The 16,737-nt window shown below is 70.6% G+C and carries 14 protein-coding genes; 8 read left to right on the plus strand and 6 right to left on the minus strand.

Going from position 1 to position 16,737, the window contains the following annotated elements; genetic code table 11:
- The first annotated feature begins 51 nt into the window (after nt 1-51).
- The 4 genes from ABZY12_RS09140 (at nt 52) to ABZY12_RS09155 (ending at nt 6,808) form a co-directional block, all read left to right on the plus strand.
- Entirely contained in the window at nt 52-966 is a 915-nt protein-coding gene (locus ABZY12_RS09140; RefSeq protein WP_356888645.1) for a helix-turn-helix domain-containing protein, read from the plus strand.
- Entirely contained in the window at nt 967-2,103 is a 1,137-nt protein-coding gene (gene dusB, locus ABZY12_RS09145; protein WP_356888646.1) for a tRNA dihydrouridine synthase DusB, read from the plus strand. It abuts the gene before it with no gap.
- Between the two features lie 429 nt (nt 2,104-2,532).
- A complete protein-coding gene (gene ppdK / locus ABZY12_RS09150; RefSeq protein WP_356888647.1) occupies nt 2,533-5,244 on the plus strand; it encodes a pyruvate, phosphate dikinase in 2,712 nt (903 codons plus the stop codon).
- A gap of 541 nt (nt 5,245-5,785) precedes the next feature.
- Nucleotides 5,786-6,808 (plus strand): winged helix-turn-helix domain-containing protein, encoded by a 1,023-nt coding sequence (locus ABZY12_RS09155; RefSeq protein WP_356888648.1) that lies wholly within the window; start codon nt 5,786-5,788, stop codon nt 6,806-6,808.
- On the opposite strand, the gene ABZY12_RS09160 is transcribed toward ABZY12_RS09155, so the two are convergent.
- Nucleotides 6,778-7,938 (minus strand): alkaline phosphatase PhoX, encoded by a 1,161-nt coding sequence (locus ABZY12_RS09160; protein ID WP_356888649.1) that lies wholly within the window; start codon nt 7,936-7,938, stop codon nt 6,778-6,780. The two genes, ABZY12_RS09155 and ABZY12_RS09160, sit on opposite strands and share 31 nt — an antisense overlap.
- A gap of 272 nt (nt 7,939-8,210) precedes the next feature.
- On the opposite strand from ABZY12_RS09160, the gene ABZY12_RS09165 reads away from it, so the two are divergent.
- Both ABZY12_RS09165 and ABZY12_RS09170 read left to right on the plus strand, forming a co-directional pair.
- The gene (locus ABZY12_RS09165) at nt 8,211-9,509 is read left to right on the plus strand and encodes a hypothetical protein (RefSeq protein ID WP_356888650.1); all 1,299 of its coding nucleotides are present in this window, start codon (nt 8,211-8,213) and stop codon (nt 9,507-9,509) included.
- 68 nt (nt 9,510-9,577) lie between these two features.
- A complete protein-coding gene (locus ABZY12_RS09170; RefSeq protein ID WP_356888651.1) occupies nt 9,578-10,672 on the plus strand; it encodes a hypothetical protein in 1,095 nt (364 codons plus the stop codon).
- Here ABZY12_RS09170 and ABZY12_RS09175 read toward each other — a convergent pair.
- A complete protein-coding gene (locus tag ABZY12_RS09175; RefSeq protein WP_356888652.1) occupies nt 10,614-11,213 on the minus strand; it encodes a hypothetical protein in 600 nt (199 codons plus the stop codon). The two genes, ABZY12_RS09170 and ABZY12_RS09175, sit on opposite strands and share 59 nt — an antisense overlap.
- 71 nt (nt 11,214-11,284) lie before the next feature.
- Here ABZY12_RS09175 and ABZY12_RS09180 point away from each other — a divergent pair, with 71 nt between their 5' ends.
- Together ABZY12_RS09180 and ABZY12_RS09185 are read left to right on the plus strand one after the other, a co-directional pair.
- Entirely contained in the window at nt 11,285-11,740 is a 456-nt protein-coding gene (locus ABZY12_RS09180) for a group III truncated hemoglobin (protein WP_356888653.1), read from the plus strand.
- Nucleotides 11,741-11,883: 143 nt separating this feature from the next.
- Nucleotides 11,884-12,294: a VOC family protein gene (locus ABZY12_RS09185; protein ID WP_356888654.1), complete on the plus strand. Its 411-nt coding sequence runs from the start codon at nt 11,884-11,886 to the stop codon at nt 12,292-12,294.
- A gap of 22 nt (nt 12,295-12,316) precedes the next feature.
- Here the strand turns inward: ABZY12_RS09185 and ABZY12_RS09190 are convergent, their stop codons facing one another.
- The 4 genes from ABZY12_RS09190 to nirB all read right to left on the minus strand — a co-directional run bounded on the left by ABZY12_RS09190 (nt 12,317) and on the right by nirB (nt 16,737).
- Nucleotides 12,317-13,126, minus strand: a complete 810-nt coding sequence (locus ABZY12_RS09190; protein WP_356888655.1) for an SDR family oxidoreductase — start codon at nt 13,124-13,126, stop codon at nt 12,317-12,319.
- Between the two features lie 102 nt (nt 13,127-13,228).
- The gene (locus ABZY12_RS09195) at nt 13,229-13,813 is read right to left on the minus strand and encodes a TetR family transcriptional regulator (RefSeq protein WP_356888656.1); all 585 of its coding nucleotides are present in this window, start codon (nt 13,811-13,813) and stop codon (nt 13,229-13,231) included.
- 38 nt (nt 13,814-13,851) lie between these two features.
- Entirely contained in the window at nt 13,852-14,193 is a 342-nt protein-coding gene (gene nirD / locus ABZY12_RS09200; RefSeq protein WP_356888657.1) for a nitrite reductase small subunit NirD, read from the minus strand.
- Nucleotides 14,194-14,199: 6 nt separating this feature from the next.
- Nucleotides 14,200-16,737: a nitrite reductase large subunit NirB gene (gene nirB, locus ABZY12_RS09205; RefSeq protein ID WP_356888658.1), complete on the minus strand. Its 2,538-nt coding sequence runs from the start codon at nt 16,735-16,737 to the stop codon at nt 14,200-14,202.

The following is a 16,737-nucleotide window of genomic DNA, read 5'->3' on the forward strand; positions in this document are numbered from 1 at the left end:
TGGTACCAGCAGTACCTGGTAATGGGCTGAGCCCATCCGCACCCTGGGAGCATGACGACGATGGTGGCGCCGGCGCGCACAGATCACCCCGGCACGGAACCCGACATCCGGCGCAACGAACTCGCCGCCTTCCTGCGCAGCCGCCGCGAGCGCATCGCACCCGAGCAGGTCGGCCTGCCCCGGGGCAGGCGCCGCCGCACTCCCGGCCTGCGCCGCGAGGAGGTCGCGCACCTCTCCGCCGTCGGCGTCACCTGGTACACCTGGCTGGAACAGGCGCGAGACATCCATGTCTCCCCCCAGGTCCTGGACGCCCTCGCACGCGCCCTGCTCCTGGACCCGACCGAACGCACCCATCTCTTCGCCCTCGCCGGGGCGGTCGACCCCGATCCCGGGACGCCCTGCCCGACCGTCACCCCGGCGCTGCGCCAGATGCTGGACCAGTTGGAGCCGGTTCCGGCCTGCATCCAGAACAGCCGGTACGACATCCTCGCGTACAACCGCACGTACGGGCGGCTGCTGTGCGATCTCGACGCCCTGCCGCGCGAGGACCGCAACTGCATCTGGCTGGCCTTCACCAACGAGGAGTGGCGGTCCTCCGTCGCCGAGCTGCCGGGCGTCACGCGCGCGATGGCGGGCAAGTTCCGCGCCTCGATGGCCGAGCACCTCGCCGAGCCCGCGTGGAAGGCGCTGCTGCACCGGCTCCAGGCGGCCTCGCCGGAGTTCCGGGAGATCTGGGCCCGCCACGAGGTGGTGGCCCAGGGCGGCCGGACGAAGATCATCCGTAACGCCCATGTCGGAACGCTGCATCTGGAGCACACCAACCTCTGGCTGGGCCCCACCTCCGGGCCGCGGCTGGTGACGTACGTGCCTGTGGACGAGGAGTCCCGGGCGGGCCTCGACCGCCTGCGGGAGCTGTGCGCGCGGGAGGGGCGACCGGCTGTCGGCGCGGTGCGGGACAATAGCTGAATGACCGCGTTCTCTCCTCTCGCCATCGGGCCGCACATCGTGCAGCCGCCGGTGGTGCTCGCGCCGATGGCCGGCATCACCAACGCCCCCTTCCGCACCCTCTGCCGTGAGTTCAGCGGCGGCAAGGGACTGTTCGTCAGCGAGATGATCACGACGCGGGCGCTGGTCGAGCGCAACGAGAAGACCATGCAGCTCATCCGCTTCGACGACAGCGAGAAGCCGCGGTCGATCCAGCTCTACGGAGTCGACCCGGTGACGGTCGGCAAGGCCGTGCGGATGATCGTGGACGAGGACCTGGCCGACCACATCGACCTGAACTTCGGCTGCCCGGTCCCCAAGGTCACCCGCAAGGGCGGCGGCTCCGCCCTCCCGTACAAGCGGCCCCTGCTGCGGGCGATCCTGAACGAGGCCGTGACCAACGCGGGCGACCTGCCGGTCACCATGAAGATGCGCAAGGGCATCGACGACGACCACATCACCTACCTCGACGCGGGACGGATCGCGGTCGAGGAGGGGGTCACGGCGATAGCCCTGCACGGGCGGACGGCGGCCCAGCACTACGGCGGTACGGCCGACTGGGACGCGATCGCGCGGCTCAAGGAGCACGTGCCGGAGATCCCGGTGCTCGGCAACGGCGACATCTGGTCGGCGGACGACGCGCTGCGGATGATGCGCGAGACCGGCTGCGACGGCGTGGTCGTGGGGCGTGGCTGTCTGGGCCGGCCGTGGCTCTTCGCCGATCTGGTGGCCGGCTTCGAGGGCACGGGCGCCTACGCCCAGCCGGGGCTGCGCGAGGTCGCGGACGCGATGGTGCGCCACGCCCGCCTGCTCGGCGAATGGCTCGGGGACGAGTCGCGCGGTGTCATCGACTTCCGTAAGCACGTGGCCTGGTATCTGAAGGGCTTCTCGGTCGGCTCGGAGATGCGCAAGAAGCTGGCGATCACCTCGTCCCTGGACGAGCTGAGCGCTCAGTTGAGCGAGCTGGACCTGGACCAGCCCTGGCCGGTGGGCGCGGACGGCCCGCGCGGCCGTACGTCGGGCAACAACCGGGTCGTGTTGCCGGACGGCTGGCTCAAGGATCCGTACGACTGCGCCGGTGTGGGCGAGGACGCGGAACTCGACACGTCAGGCGGCTGACAGAGGTCCGGACGGAGCGGACGGCCGGAGTCCGGTGGGGCGTTCCGACCCTCGTGATCAGGTCCGGATCGTGGGAATCCAGCCGTTTCCGCGGCGTGATCCTCGCCACCCTTGATAGAGGGTGTGCTCAGATGAGCGGATTGCGAGGCGTTGGACTCATGGAGGGGTGGCACTGGGTGCCACCCCTCTTGCGTTCAAGAGTTGAACGCAGATGCTCCACAAGCCGCTCATGTGAGCGCGTAAGCTCTGGTTTGAGTCAAGCGGGCTTCGGAGTCTGAAAGCGGAAGCTACCCGTCAGTTACTTTCGATCTGGTGGCGGACGGGTGGTTAAGCCCCGGCGACCGCTAGGCGTACCTCCCCAGAAGCCTTCGATCTGGGTATGTTCCTCGCCGTCAGGGCAGCCACCGAGTCGTCGAGGAGTCGAGACCCGTGTCGGAAAACAAAGATCAGAAGTTCGTGTACGACTTCACCGAGGGCAACAGGGACCTGAAGGACCTCCTCGGCGGTAAGGGCGCGAACCTGGCCGAGATGACCAACCTCGGCCTGCCGGTACCTCCCGGCTTCACGATCACCACCGAGGCGTGCAAGGTCTACCTCGACAGCGGCTCCGAGCCGGTCGAGCTCCGCGACGAGGTGAGCCGTCACCTCGACGCCCTCGAGCAGAAGATGGGCAAGAAGCTCGGCCAGGCCGACAACCCGCTGCTCGTCTCCGTACGCTCGGGCGCCAAGTTCTCCATGCCCGGCATGATGGACACGGTCCTCAACATCGGCCTGTCCGACGAGTCGGTCGCCGGTCTCGCCGCCCAGGCCGGCGACGAGCGCTTCGCCTGGGACTCGTACCGCCGTCTCATCCAGATGTTCGGCAAGACCGTCCTCGGCGTCGAGGGCGAGCTCTTCGAGGACGCGCTCGACGAGGCCAAGGCCGCCAAGAAGGTCACCGTCGACACCGACCTCGACGCCGCCGACCTGAAGAAGCTCGTCAAGCAGTTCAAGAAGATCGTGAAGGCCGAGGCCGGCCGCGACTTCCCGCAGGACCCGCGCGAGCAGATGGACCTCGCCATCGAGGCGGTCTTCAACTCCTGGAACACCGACCGCGCCAAGCTGTACCGCCGCCAGGAGCGCATCCCGCACGACCTCGGCACCGCCGTCAACGTCTGCTCGATGGTCTTCGGCAACCTCGGCCCGGACTCAGGCACCGGCGTCGCCTTCACCCGCGACCCCGCCTCCGGCCACCAGGGCGTCTACGGCGACTACCTGCAGAACGCGCAGGGCGAGGACGTCGTCGCGGGTATCCGCAACACCGTGCCGCTCGCCGAGCTGGAGTCGATCGACAAGAAGTCGTACGACCAGCTGATGCAGATCATGGAGACGCTGGAGACCCACTACAAGGATCTCTGCGACATCGAGTTCACGATCGAGCGCGGCCAGCTGTGGATGCTGCAGACCCGTGTCGGCAAGCGCACCGCCGGTGCCGCCTTCCGGATCGCCACCCAGCTCGTCGACCAGGGCCTGATCGACGAGGCGGAGGCGCTCCAGCGCGTCAACGGCGCCCAGCTCGCGCAGCTGATGTTCCCCAAGTTCGACGAGAACGCGAAGGTCGAGCAGATCGGCCGCGGCATCGCCGCCTCCCCGGGCGCGGCCGTCGGCAAGGCCGTCTTCGACTCGTACACGGCCGTCAAGTGGTCCCGCTCCGGCGAGAAGGTCATCCTGATCCGCCGCGAGACCAACCCGGACGACCTGGACGGCATGATCGCCTCCGAGGGCATCCTGACCTCGCGCGGCGGCAAGACCTCGCACGCCGCCGTCGTCGCCCGGGGCATGGGCAAGACCTGTGTCTGCGGCGCCGAGGAGCTCGAGGTCGACACCAAGCGCCGTCGGATGACCACCACCTCGGGCCAGGTCATCGAGGAGGGCGACGTCGTCTCCATCGACGGCTCCACCGGCAAGGTGTACCTCGGCGAGGTCCCGGTCGTGCCGTCCCCGGTCGTCGAGTACTTCGAGGGCCGGATGCACGCCGGCGCCGACGACGCCGACGAGCTGGTCGCCGCCGTGCACCGGATCATGGCCTACGCCGACCGCGTGCGCCGTCTGCGCGTCCGCGCCAACGCCGACAACGCCGAGGACGCGCTGCGCGCCCGCCGCTTCGGCGCGCAGGGCATCGGCCTGTGCCGCACCGAGCACATGTTCCTCGGTGAGCGCCGCGAGATGGTCGAGAAGCTCATCCTCGCCGACACCGACGAGGAGCGCGAGGAGGCCCTCCAGGCCCTTCTCCCGCAGCAGAAGCAGGACTTCGTCGAGCTGTTCGAGGCCATGGACGGCCTGCCCGTCACGGTCCGTCTGCTCGACCCGCCGCTGCACGAGTTCCTCCCCGACATCACCGAGCTGTCGGTGCGCGTCGCCCTCGCCGAGGCCCGCAAGGACCCCAACGAGAACGACCTGCGCCTGCTGCAGGCCGTGCACCGGCTGCACGAGCAGAACCCGATGCTGGGTCTGCGCGGCGTCCGGCTCGGCCTGGTCATCCCCGGCCTGTTCACCATGCAGGTCCGGGCGATCGCCGAGGCCGCGGCCCAGCGCATCGACGCCAAGGGCGACCCGCGTGCCGAGATCATGATCCCGCTCGTCGGCACCGTCCAGGAGCTGGAGATCGTCCGCGACGAGGCCGAGCAGGTCATCGCCGAGGTGCAGGCCCGGACCGGCGTCGAGCTGAAGCTCGCGCTCGGCACCATGATCGAGCTGCCGCGCGCCGCCGTGACCGCCGGTCAGATCGCCGAGGCCGCCGAGTTCTTCTCCTTCGGCACGAACGACCTCACCCAGACGGTGTGGGGCTTCTCCCGGGACGACGTGGAGGCCAGCTTCTTCACCGCGTACCTGGAGAAGGGCATCTTCGGCGTCTCCCCGTTCGAGACCATCGACAAGGACGGCGTCGGCGCGCTCGTACGCAGCGCCGTCGAGTCCGGCCGGGCCACCCGCCCCGACATCAAGCTCGGCGTCTGCGGTGAGCACGGCGGCGACCCGGAGTCGGTGCACTTCTTCCACGAGGTCGGCCTCGACTACGTCTCCTGCTCGCCGTTCCGGATCCCGGTGGCGCGCCTGGAGGCCGGCCGTGCGGCCGCGCAGTCGAGCGGCAGCGACAGCCGCTGAACATCCGTTCAGTAGCAAAGACCACCGGAGCCGCCGTCGGTCAACTCGACCCTCACCGACGGGCGGCGGCTCCGGGTCGCAAGAGAGACGGGGCGGACACCTTGTGCGGAGGTGTCCGCCCCGTCGTATTTCGTCCGTACGCAAGGTGCCGGTTCGTCCCGCACCCGGATGTCGGGGCCCTGTGAGTTCCTGTTCAATTTCGCGCGATTGAATTATTCGCCGTTGAACCTTTTCACGATTCGGACCGCAAAGAACGAGGCGGGCGCGGCCACCGGATCCCCACCCGGTGACCGCGCCCATTACCCATGCCGGGCAGGTGAGCCGCAACCCTCGCCGACCGCCGCCGGACGTGAGAAGCCCCCCACGGTCTTCGTCACGTCACCTCGGTCCTGAAGGTTTCCCGCCCGACACGCACAGCCTTTCGTTTCGCCCCCGTCCACCGCGATGCTTTTCAAGTGTGGCTGAAACACCCTGGTAACGTGCAGTGATGCTGTGCATACTCATCGGAGGGGGTGGTTGCGGGTGCACAGGTGGGGGTTCCATGCTGCGGATTCATTTCACAGGAAACGACTTGGCCGGGGTGCGGATGGCCGCCCGGCCGGACGTTCTGTGGGAAACGATTCTCAGTTTTCATCGTTTAAGGGACCGGCGTGGTCCGGTCGTCTACGGAGAATGGCGCTCGGAAACCCGCACACGGCTGAACGGTGAGACACGACTGCTCGCCGCCCTCGTCCCCAGCCGCGGCTACTTCCCGGACTTCCTGACCCCCGCCGAGGGCGTCCACGGCCTCGACGAGGGGCTCCAGGCGGTCCGCGCGACCCCGCCCGCCCGGCTCCACACGGAACTGGCGCAGCTGGGCGCCGACCGGGTCGGCGGCCGGACCGTGCCCCACTCGCTGCGCGCCCTCGCCGACGGCGGCGCGGAACCGTTCAGCCGGCTCATCGGGGCCCTGCGCAGCTACCACCGGGCCGCCATCGAGCCGTACTGGCCGCACGTCCGTGCCTGCGTCGAGGCCGACCGCGCCGTGCGCGGCCGGGCGCTGCTCGACGGCGGCGCCGACGAACTGCTCGCCTCGCTGCCGCGGATGTTCCGCTGGCGTGCCCCGGTCCTGGAGGCCGACTATCCCGTCGACCGCGATCTCCATCTCGACGGCAGGGGGCTGCTGCTCCAGCCCTCGTACTTCTGCCGCGGCACCCCGGTCGTGCTGCGCGACCCCGCCCTGCCCCCGGTGCTCGTCTACCCGATCACCCACTGCGAGGCGCCGACCCTCCACGCACCGGGCGGTTCCTCGCTGGCCAAGCTCGTCGGCAACACCCGCTCCGCCGTGCTGCACGCCATCGGCGACGGCAGCACCACCAGCGAACTGGCCCGCAGGGCAGGAGTGTCCCTCGCCTCGGCCAGTCAGCACGCGGGCGTGCTGCGCGAGGCGGGGCTGGTCGCCACCCTGCGCCACGGCAACGCGGTCCTGCACACGCTGACGCCGTTGGGCGCCGCCCTGCTGGGCGGCGCCCAACGGCGCGCCGAGGAGCCGTGTTACGCGCGGAACGGGCCGGTCACCTCGTAGGTGATTCCGCCCGAGGAGCTGCCGCTCGTGCCGCGCTGGCTGGAGAAGTACAGCCGCCTGCCGTCGGGGGAGAAGGCCGGTCCGCAGATCTCGGAGCCGGACTGGCCGTTGATCCGCAGGAACGGGGCGACGACATCGTCCGGCGTGATGACGCAGATCTCCATGTTGCCGCCGTCCTCGGCGACGAACAGGTCGCCGGAGGACGAGCCGGTGACGTTGTCGACACCGGTCAGCGGGGCGCCGCCGCCGCTGACCAGCGAGTCGTCGTAGGCCAGTTCGTAGGTGCTGTTCGTCAGGTTGAGCTGCCAGAGGCGGTTGTCGCCCTTGGTGGTGAACCAGACGGTGTCGTTGGCGTAGTGGCAGCCCTCGCCGCCGCTGAACCGCTTGGCTCCGGAGACCTGGTCGCGGGTGTAGGTGGGGGAGCCGTCCGGGTCGGGGACGTTCGCCCAGGTGAAGGAGCCGGAGGTGGCCGTACCGGCCTTCAGGACCTGGAGCGTGCCGGAGGACAGGTTGCCCCAGGTGGTGGGGATGAACCGGTAGAGGCAGCCGTTGCTCTCGTCCTCGGTCAGGTAGATCACCTTGCGGACGGGATCGGCGGCGGCGGCCTCGTGCTTGAACTTGCCCATCGCGTCCCGGCGGACGGCCGCGTTCACGCCGTACGGGTCGGTCTCGTAGACGTAGCCGAGGCTGACCTCCTCGCAGGAGAGCCAGGTGTTCCACGGGGTCTTGCCGCCCGCGCAGTTGGTACGGGTGTTGGAGAGGATGCGGTACGCGCCGGTGATCGAGCCCGACGAGTTGAACTTCACCGCGCTCGCGCCGCCGCCGGGGTTGATCTCCGAGTTGGAGACATAGATCCAACCGGTGCCGTCGACGAAGCAGGCGCCCCCGTCGGGGGCGTTGTGCCAGATGTACGAGGTGCTGCCGACCTTCTGGCCGGACCGGGCGATCACCCGGCTGGTGAAACCGCTGGGCAGCTGGATGCCGTTGGCATCGGCCGCGCCCAGGGCCCCGTAAGGGCCGGCGCCGGGCTGGGCGGGCGCCGCGTAGGCGGCACCGCGCATCAGGGTGCCGCCGAAGGCGGCGGCCGACGTGCCGATGACCGCTCCACGCAGGAAACTGCGTCGCTCCACGTCTCACTCCAGAGGGGGTGGTGGTGACCGCCCCACCGCCCGGTCGGCGGCGGGGTCGCGCGCTTCCGGAACCTAGAACTACCGAGTTGACTGTGCAGCAACGCCCGATGAAGGGGAAGCGGCGGGCGCCTGATCGCTCTCCGCGACCGGCGCGGGCGACGGCCGGGTGGGGTCCCGGTCGGGCGTGGTCCCCGTCCGCCCCGGGGTGGGGTCCCGGGCGCCCCAGGGCCCGGTCTGCCCACCGGCGGTGCGGCTGGCTAGGCTCTCGCGCCATGACACGCACAGGGAAGACTCGCTGGAGAATCCGGATCGCCGTGCTCGGCTCCGCGCTCGCCACGCTCGCCGGCGGCCTCGCCGTCGTGACGGCGGGGGCGGGTGAGGCACAGGCGGCGATGCCGTTCGGACGCGTCGACCCGGCGGCCGTCGCGGAGTTCCGGCTCAACGCCGGCACCACGTTCGCCGACCACGACAGGGCCATCAAGGCGGTCGAGTCCCAGGGCGCCGTCACCGTACGGAACGCCACCCAGGTCCTCACCTCCGGAGGCCGCACCGGCATCGACGGCCTGTGCCACCGGACCGGTCTCGCCGCCGGCCTCAACCCCGACGGCTTCTGCTGGGACAAGGGCGACGACACCTCCAACTCCTGGACCGACGCCGGCGGATGGACCCCTCAGGGCATCAGCGGCTCCTACGACGCCCAGCCCGGCGGCACCTGGGAAGGCCGCTCGGCCCACCTCGCCTCCTGGCACTTCAGCCGCGGGCTGCAGGGCCCCAACCCCGTACGCGACGAGTTCGCCCGGGTCAGCCTCGTCAACACCGAGGACGGACAGGTCCGGTACAACCACCTGCTGCTGGTCAAGCCGACCCTCGACGCGAACGGCAAGGGCGGCTTCACCCGCGTGAGCAGCCATGCCGACGGCGTGGTCTGGTACGGCAACCGCGTCTTCGTCGCCAACGGCCGCTGGCTCCAGGTCTTCGACCTCCGGCACATCTGGAAGGTCAACTCCAGCACCGAGGCCGTCGGCATCACCGGCACCACCTCCTCGGCCCGCTGGAGCAACTACGCCCTGCCGATGATCGGCGAGTACGTCACCAGCGCCGACGGCGGCGCCTGCGCGACCACCACCGGCGACCGCCCCTGCCTCAACTCCCTCAGCCTCGACCGCTCGGGCCAGGACGGTCTGGTCTCCGCCGAGTACAAGCCGGGAGCGGCGGGCGGCCGCGTCATCCGCTGGGCGCTCGACGCCACCTCCGCGCTGCCCTACGGGCACGCCACCGTCGCCTACTCCTCCCCGATCTGGGCCATGCAGGGCGCGGCGACCGACGGCACCGCCTGGTACCTCGCGGGCGACTGCCCGTCGGGGGTCGGCGGCGGCTCGGGGGACCCGTCCGGAGCCCGGTACTCCTGCATCCACAAAACCCTGGCCGACGCGGCACCACACGTCCTGACGACCTCGCCGGTCTATACGCAGAACCTCGGCTACTCGCCGTCGACCGGGCGGATCTGGGGGCTGAACGAGCGGATCAACTCCACGGAAGGGGTCCGGGTGGTGTTCTCCGTCGACCGCTGACCGGGGCGGCCCTGTCCGAGCGGCTCCGAGCGGACGGCGATGTCCGTGCGGTTCGCTACCTTCGGACCATGACGATCACCCCACTGTTGCTCGACTCGGTGGCACTGCCGGGCGGGGACGAACTGGTCCACGGTCACGCCTTCGAGGCCCGGTGGGGTGGCTCCCGCCGAACCCTGCTACTGGACGGACACCAACTGGAGGTCCACGACCTGGACGAGCTGCTGGCGGGGGAGCGGTCGCCGGTCGCCGTCTTCACGTCGCCCTGGCCCGAGTGGGACCGCGGGGTCCATTCGGTGAGCCCGGACGGGACGTTCGCGGTGTTCTCGGGCCAGCGTGAGGTACGGGCCGTGGCCGCGGGCGGCGAGACGCTGTGGCAGTACGGGCACGGCTGCTGGGGCCCGGAGATCGGTCACCCGCACACCGGGGACGAGCGACAGGTCTGCCCCGGCCACGAGCACGGGTCCTGCCGGGTGTCCGACGACGGCCGGTTCGTCTGGGCCCATGTCGTCGAGGGGGAGGGGGAGGAGTGGCGGGAGCTGTGGGTCGTCCTGGACGCCCGGGACGGCCGCGAGCTCGCCCGGCTTGCGCTGGACAGCGTGGCCTCCGGCTCGCGCCACCTCTCCCACCCCGACGGCGTCCACATGGGGCTCGACATCGGCATGGGGCAGGACGGCATCCTGCTGTACTGGGGGCGCTGGGACGGCGACACGCTGACCACCTGGGACCTGAACGAGACGCTGGACCGGATCCTCTTCGACGTCCATCCCGACCACGAGGGCTTCCTGACGATGGAGCACTACGGCGCGGACCTGCGGCTGCATGCCCTGGACGGGTCCGTGCTCGCGACGGGGGAACCCCCGGTGCCGGAGGACGACGCGGACCCGCCGTGCTGGGACTGGGCGTGCGGATTCGTCGACGGCGACACCGTCATCGCCTCCACCCTCGAGTACGAGGACGACCCGGACACGGCCCGGCACTGGCTCCTGGACGCCCGCACCCTGCGGATACGCGGAGCCGTCGACTATCCCTCGGGCCCCGTCGACGACTACGCCCGCCCCCTCGGGGACGGCACCTGGCTCACGTACGACAAGGAGAGCGGGACGCTCAGCCGCTGGGGTCTCGGGGGGTGTCTCCGAGGCCCTCGGACTCCAGCAGCGTCTTGAGCGCGCCGAGCCGCTCGCGCCAGAACTCCTTGTAGGCGGCCACCGCGTCCGCGTCCGGGAGCTTGGTGTGGCCGAGGCCGACCTGGGTCTTCGCCGGGCCCTTCGCGGTGAGGTAGACCGAGATCCGGCTGGTGCCCCCGTCCCAGTCCGCCGTCACCGACACTCCCGGACGGTGGGTGCGCACTTCCAGATCACCGTCCGGGAGCCAGCGCCGGCGCAGGGCGTCGTCGGCGAAGGCGGCCGTGCAGCGCTCGGCCGGGGCGTTCACCGTCCTGCTCGCGCTCGCCTGCCAGCCGCCGCCGCTGGACTGCCCGACCTCGCGCATCCCGCGCTCCTGCTCGTAGCCGACCGTGATCGACTGCGCGTGCCAGCCGCTGACGCCCTCGGCGTCGACGAGGTGGCGGGCGATCTCGGTGTGCCCACGGTCCGTCGCGCCCCAGGCGTCGAGCAGGGCGAACCACTCGGCCCAGCTCTTGCCGGTCGCGCCGGCCAGGGCCTCGTCCGACAGCTTCTCGGTAATCTTCTTCCCGGCGGGGCTCATGCTCCGACGCTATCCGGAGCCGGGACCTTCGGCACTGGATGGACGCCGCACACGGGGGAAGACTTCGGGACATGAGCACCACCCACACCCGGGACATCGGTGACCGCCACGACCTCGACGTCCTTCTCCGGCGCTTCTACGCGGCGGCCTTCGCGGACCCGCTCATCGGCCCGTACTTCACCCAAAGCGCCGGCACGGACCTGGAGGCCCACCTGCCCCGGATCGCCGACTTCTGGGAACGCTCGCTCTTCCGCACGGCCGACTACGACCGCGACGCGTTCACCCCGCACGCTGCCCTGGACGAGGCCCGCCCGCTCACCGCCGCCCACTTCGGCCGCTGGGTCCAGCTCTGGCACGCCGCCGTCGACGGTCTCCACCGGGGGCCGGTCGCCGAGCGGGCCAAGGCCCAGGGCGAGCGGATCGCCCTCGCGATGCTCCACCGGCTCGCCGGCCGGGACGCCGGAACCACCGGCGAGGGCCCCGGCTTCGTCCCGCTCGCGGTGCTGGAGCTGCGTTCCGCCGCCTGAGAGTCTCCGCGGAAGGCCGCCGGGCCGGGCCACGAAGAAAATCCTCGGCGCGGCGATGAGTTCCGTCCGCCTCCGCCGTCTTACCTCTTGAAAGCGCCCGCCACGGAGCGCACGCCGAGAGCGCATCCAGAGGAGAGACCGCCATGACCCAGATGATCTTCGTGAACCTGCCCGTGAAGGACCTCGAGACCTCGAAGAGCTTCTGGAGCAAGCTCGGCTACTCCTTCAACCCGCAGTTCAGCGACGAGAGCACCGCGTGCCTGGTCATCAGCGACACGATCTTCGCGATGCTGATGACCGAGCCCCGCTTCCTGGAGTTCACCAAGCCCGGCAAGGAGATCGCCGACGCCACGAAGACCACCGAGGTGCTGCTCGCGCTGAACTGCGACAGCCGGGAGAAGGTCGACGAGCTGGCCGACGCGGCCCTGGCCGGCGGCGGGTCCCCCGCGAAGGAGCCCCAGGACCACGGCTTCATGTACGGCCGCTCCTTCACGGACCCCGACGGCCACCACTGGGAGCTGGTCTGGATGGACCCCTCCGCCGTGCAGGGCTGACCACCCCCCGGCAGCCACGACGTCAGGCCGAGACGCCCCCGTCGATCACGAGGTCCGTGCCGACGACCGAGCCGGCGTCCTCCGAGGCGAGGTAGAGGACCGCGGCCGCGACCTCCGAGGCGGCCGCGACGCGGCCGAGCGGCGACTGCTCCTTCATCCGGACCTCCCGCTCGGCCTCGGTCTCGCCCGGCAGCAGCGACATCGGGGCCTCCGAGGCGCCGGGGCTGACCGCGTTGATCCGGACGCCGTCGGCGATGTGGTCGCGGGCGGCGGCGCGGGTGAGCGCCGAGACGGCGGCCTTGGAGACCTGGTAGCCGAAGACGCCCGGGACACGGACGTGCGGGCCGAGGTTGGAAGAGACGTTGACGATGGCGCCGCCGCCGTTGGCCCGCATATGGGCGACCTCGGCCTGGAGGGAGTGCAGGACACCGGTGACGTTGATGTCCATGAGCGTCTGCCAGTCCTCCAGGGGGAAGTCGGCGGCCGCGTGGCCGCCCCGGAAGACCCCGGCGTTGTTCACGGCGACGTCGAGGCCGCCGAAGAGCTCGACGGTCCGGCGCACCAGAGCGCGGACGTCCTCCGCGCGGGACACATCGGCGGTGACGGCCGCCGCCGTGCCGCCGGCGGCCTTGATCAGGGACAGGGTCTCGTCCAGGGTGCCGGCGCTGCGGCCCGCGACGACGACCTTCGCCCCCTCGGCGGCGAAGGCGAGCGCGATGGCCTGCCCGAGCCCGGTACCACCGCCGGTGACGAGGACGGTCTTGTCGGTGAAACGTGGGGACGCGGGTGCGGACGTGCGTGCGGACATGGATGCGGACGTGGGTGCGGACATGCGGTGACGACTCCCTGAGAAGAAAATATTTGACCGTACGTTCCAATATGTGGGCCGAAAGGAAGGGCGCCGTGTGGCGCCCTTCCTGCCCGTGACTTCTGCTCAGTCCAGCAGTGCCAGTGCCTGCTCCGCCGCGTCCCTCACCCTGGTCGGGTCCGACGAGGCCTTGCCGACCAGGCGGATGCCCTGCATCAGGACCAGGAGCATCCGGGCCAGCGCCCGCGGATCGCGGTCCGCGGACAGCTCGCCCTGGGCGCGGGCCCGGACGAGCGACGCGTGCAGCAGGGTCTCGATCTGCTCCCAGTTCAGCTCTATCCGGCGCGCCACGGCCTCGTCGTGCGGACCCAGCTCCGCCGCCGAGTTGGTGATGAAACACCCGGTCAGGCGGGTCTCTTCGGCGCCCGCCTCGACGGCGTACCGACGTATCAGAGCGCGTATGGCGGGCAGGGCCGGCCCCGGCTGGGACAGCTCCTCGGTCATCAGCGGGTCGCGCGTCCGAAGGTAGCAGTCCAGCGCCTTCATGTAGAGCTGACGCTTGTTGCCGAAGGTGGCGTAGATGCTGGCACGGCCGATCCCGAGGTGCTCGACGAGGTCCGACATCGTCGTCGCCTCGTAGCCGCGCCGCCAGAACAGTTCGAGAGCTGACTGGAGCGCGGCTTCCGGAGCGAATTCCTTGGGCCTGGCCACGATCGGGACCCTAGATCTATCTGGAACGTACGGTCAAGTCAGTCGTGGGGGATCGTGCGGACCGGATACACCGTCACCGTCACCTCGTCGTCGTCCAGGCACCGGCCCGTCTCCAGGTCGAAGCGCTGCTTCAGCAGCGGCGAGGCCACGAACGGCCGTCCGCCCGCCGAGCCGAGCAGTCCCCGGGACAGCACCTGCGCCCCGGTGAAGGGATCACGGTTGTCGATCGCGTACGCGCGGCCCGCCCGGTCCTTGAACAGCGCCGCCTGCCGGCCGTCGGGCAGCAGCGCCGCCACGCCCCGGCCGGGCGTCAGCCGGGCCTCGTCGCAGATCACCGTCCAGGCGTCGGCCTCGACGTCGTGGGAGAGTTCGAGCTTCATCGGGCTTCAGACCCCTTCCAGAGTTCCGATGGTGAGGACCGTCAGGTCCGGCTTGATCTGGTCGCGCTCCGGTACGAACTTCACCGACGGGTCCGGCGCGTCCGGCGCGTTGACGAAGGAGACGAAACGGCGCAGCCGGTCCGGGTCGTCCAGGGTCTGCGCCCACTCGTCCTGATAGTCCTCGACGTGCGCGGCCATCAGCGCCTCCAGCTCGTCGCACAGCCCGAGCGAGTCGTGCACCACCACGTCCTTCAGGTGGTCGAGCCCGCCCTCCAGGCGCTCCAGCCAGGTCGAGGTGCGCTCGAGACGGTCGGCCGTGCGGATGTAGAACATCAGGAACCGGTCGATCAGGCGGACCAGTTCGGCGTCCGACAGATCCTGGGCCAGCAGGTCGGCGTGGCGCGGGGTCGCGCCGCCGTTGCCGCCCACGTACAGGTTCCAGCCGCTCGCCGTCGCGATGACGCCGAAGTCCTTCGACTGCGCCTCCGCGCACTCGCGGGCGCAGCCGGAGACCGCCGACTTCAGCTTGTGCGGTGAGCGCAGACCGCGGTAGCGCAGCTCCAGCTGGATCGCCATCTTCACCGAGTCCTGGACGCCGTAGCGGCACCAGGTCTGCCCCACACAGGACTTCACCGTGCGCAGCGACTTGCCGTACGCGTGACCGGACTCGAAGCCCGCGTCGACGAGCCGGGTCCAGATCGCCGGGAGCTGCTCGACGCGGGCGCCGAACATGTCGATCCGCTGACCGCCGGTGATCTTGGTGTAGAGCCCGAAGTCACGGGCCACCTCGCCGATCACGATCAGCTTCTCCGGCGTCACCTCGCCGCCGGGGATCCGGGGCACGACCGAGTACGAGCCGTTGCGCTGCATGTTGGCGAGGAAGTGGTCGTTGGTGTCCTGGAGGGAGGCCTGCTCGCCGTCGAGGATGTAGCCGCCCAACTCGAGAGTCGGGGCCAGGGACGCCAGGATCGAGCCGACGGTCGGCTTGCAGACCTCGCAACCGTCACCGCCGCGCGCCTCCGGCCGCCCGTGCGAGTCGATCAGCTCGGCGAAGGAGGTCAGCCGCAGCGTGCGGGTGATCTCGTACAGCTCGCTTCGGGTGTACGAGAAGCAGCCGCACAGCCCCTTGTCGGTGGCCGCGGGCAGCAGCTGGCCGATCAGCTTCACGCAACTGCCGCAGCCCGTGCCGGCCTTGGTGCACTTCTTCACCTCGGGCAGCGTCGAGCACTGGGTGATCGCGTGCTTGGTGACGTTGTGGCAGGAGCAGATCACGGCGTCGTCCGGCAGCGCCGACGGGCCGAGCGCGACCGGCGCCCCGGCGCCCGCCGGCAGCACCAGCTGCTCGGGTGAGACGGGCGGCACCGAACCGGTGAGCGGCCGCAGCATGCCGTACGAGTCGGCGTCGCCGACCAGCACACCGCCGAGCAGCACACCCTCGCGGTCGACCACGAGCTTCTTGTAGACACCGGAGCGGGAGTCGGAGTAGACGACGTCGAGGCAGCCCTCGGCCGTGCCGTGCGCGTCGCCGAACGAGGCCACGTCCACCCCGAGCAGCTTCAGCTTGGTCGACATGTCGGCGCCGGTGAAGCCGGCCACGGCCTCGTCGGCGATCGTCGCCGCCGCCGTCAGCGCCATCTCGTAGCCGGGCGCCACCAGGCCGTACACCTTGCCGTCCGAGGCCAGCGCGCACTCGCCGATCGCGTACACCGACGGGTCGGAGGTACGGCACCGCTCGTCGACCGCGATGCCGCCGCGCTCTCCGACCGCGAGGCCGCAGTCGCGGGCCAGCTGGTCCCGGGGCCGTACGCCCGCGGAGAACACGACCATGTCGACGGCCAGTTCGGAGCCGTCCGACAGGCGCATCCCGGTGACCGTGCCGTCCTCGGTGATGACCTCCTGGGTGCCGGTGCCCGTGTGGACGCTCAGCCCCATCTGCTCGATCGTGCGCAGCAGCGCGGCGCCACCGCCCTCGTCGACCTGCACCGGCATCAGCCGCGGCGCGAACTCGACGATGTGGGTGTCGAGGCCGAGCCCCTTGAGCGCGCCGGCCGCCTCCAGACCGAGCAGACCGCCGCCGACGACCGCGCCGGTCGTCGAGGTCTTGGCGTACTCCTCGATCGCGAGGAGGTCCTCGATCGTCCGGTAGACGAAGCAGCCGCGCGCGTCCTTGCCGGGGACGGGCGGGACGAAGGGGTACGAGCCGGTGGCCAGGACCAGCGTGTCGTACGGGAAGACCTGGCCGGAGCGCGCGGTGACCGTACGGGCCTCGCGGTCGATCGTCTCGGCGGGGTCACCGACGTACAGCTCGATGCCGTGCTTCGCCATGAAGCCGTCCTCGACCATGGAGAGATCGTCGGGGGTGCGGCCGTTGAAGTACGAGGTGAGCTGGACTCGGTCGTAGGCGGGGCGGGGCTCCTCGCAGAGCACCACGACCCGCGCGCGCTCGGTGACGCCCCGGTCCGCCAGCGCCTCCAGGAAGCGCTGGCCGACCATTCCGTGGCCGACCAGGACGACGGTGGGGGTGTGCACGGGCATGGTCGACAT

This window comes from Streptomyces sp. NPDC006551 (assembly GCF_040611675.1).
Classification (GTDB): domain Bacteria; phylum Actinomycetota; class Actinomycetes; order Streptomycetales; family Streptomycetaceae; genus Streptomyces.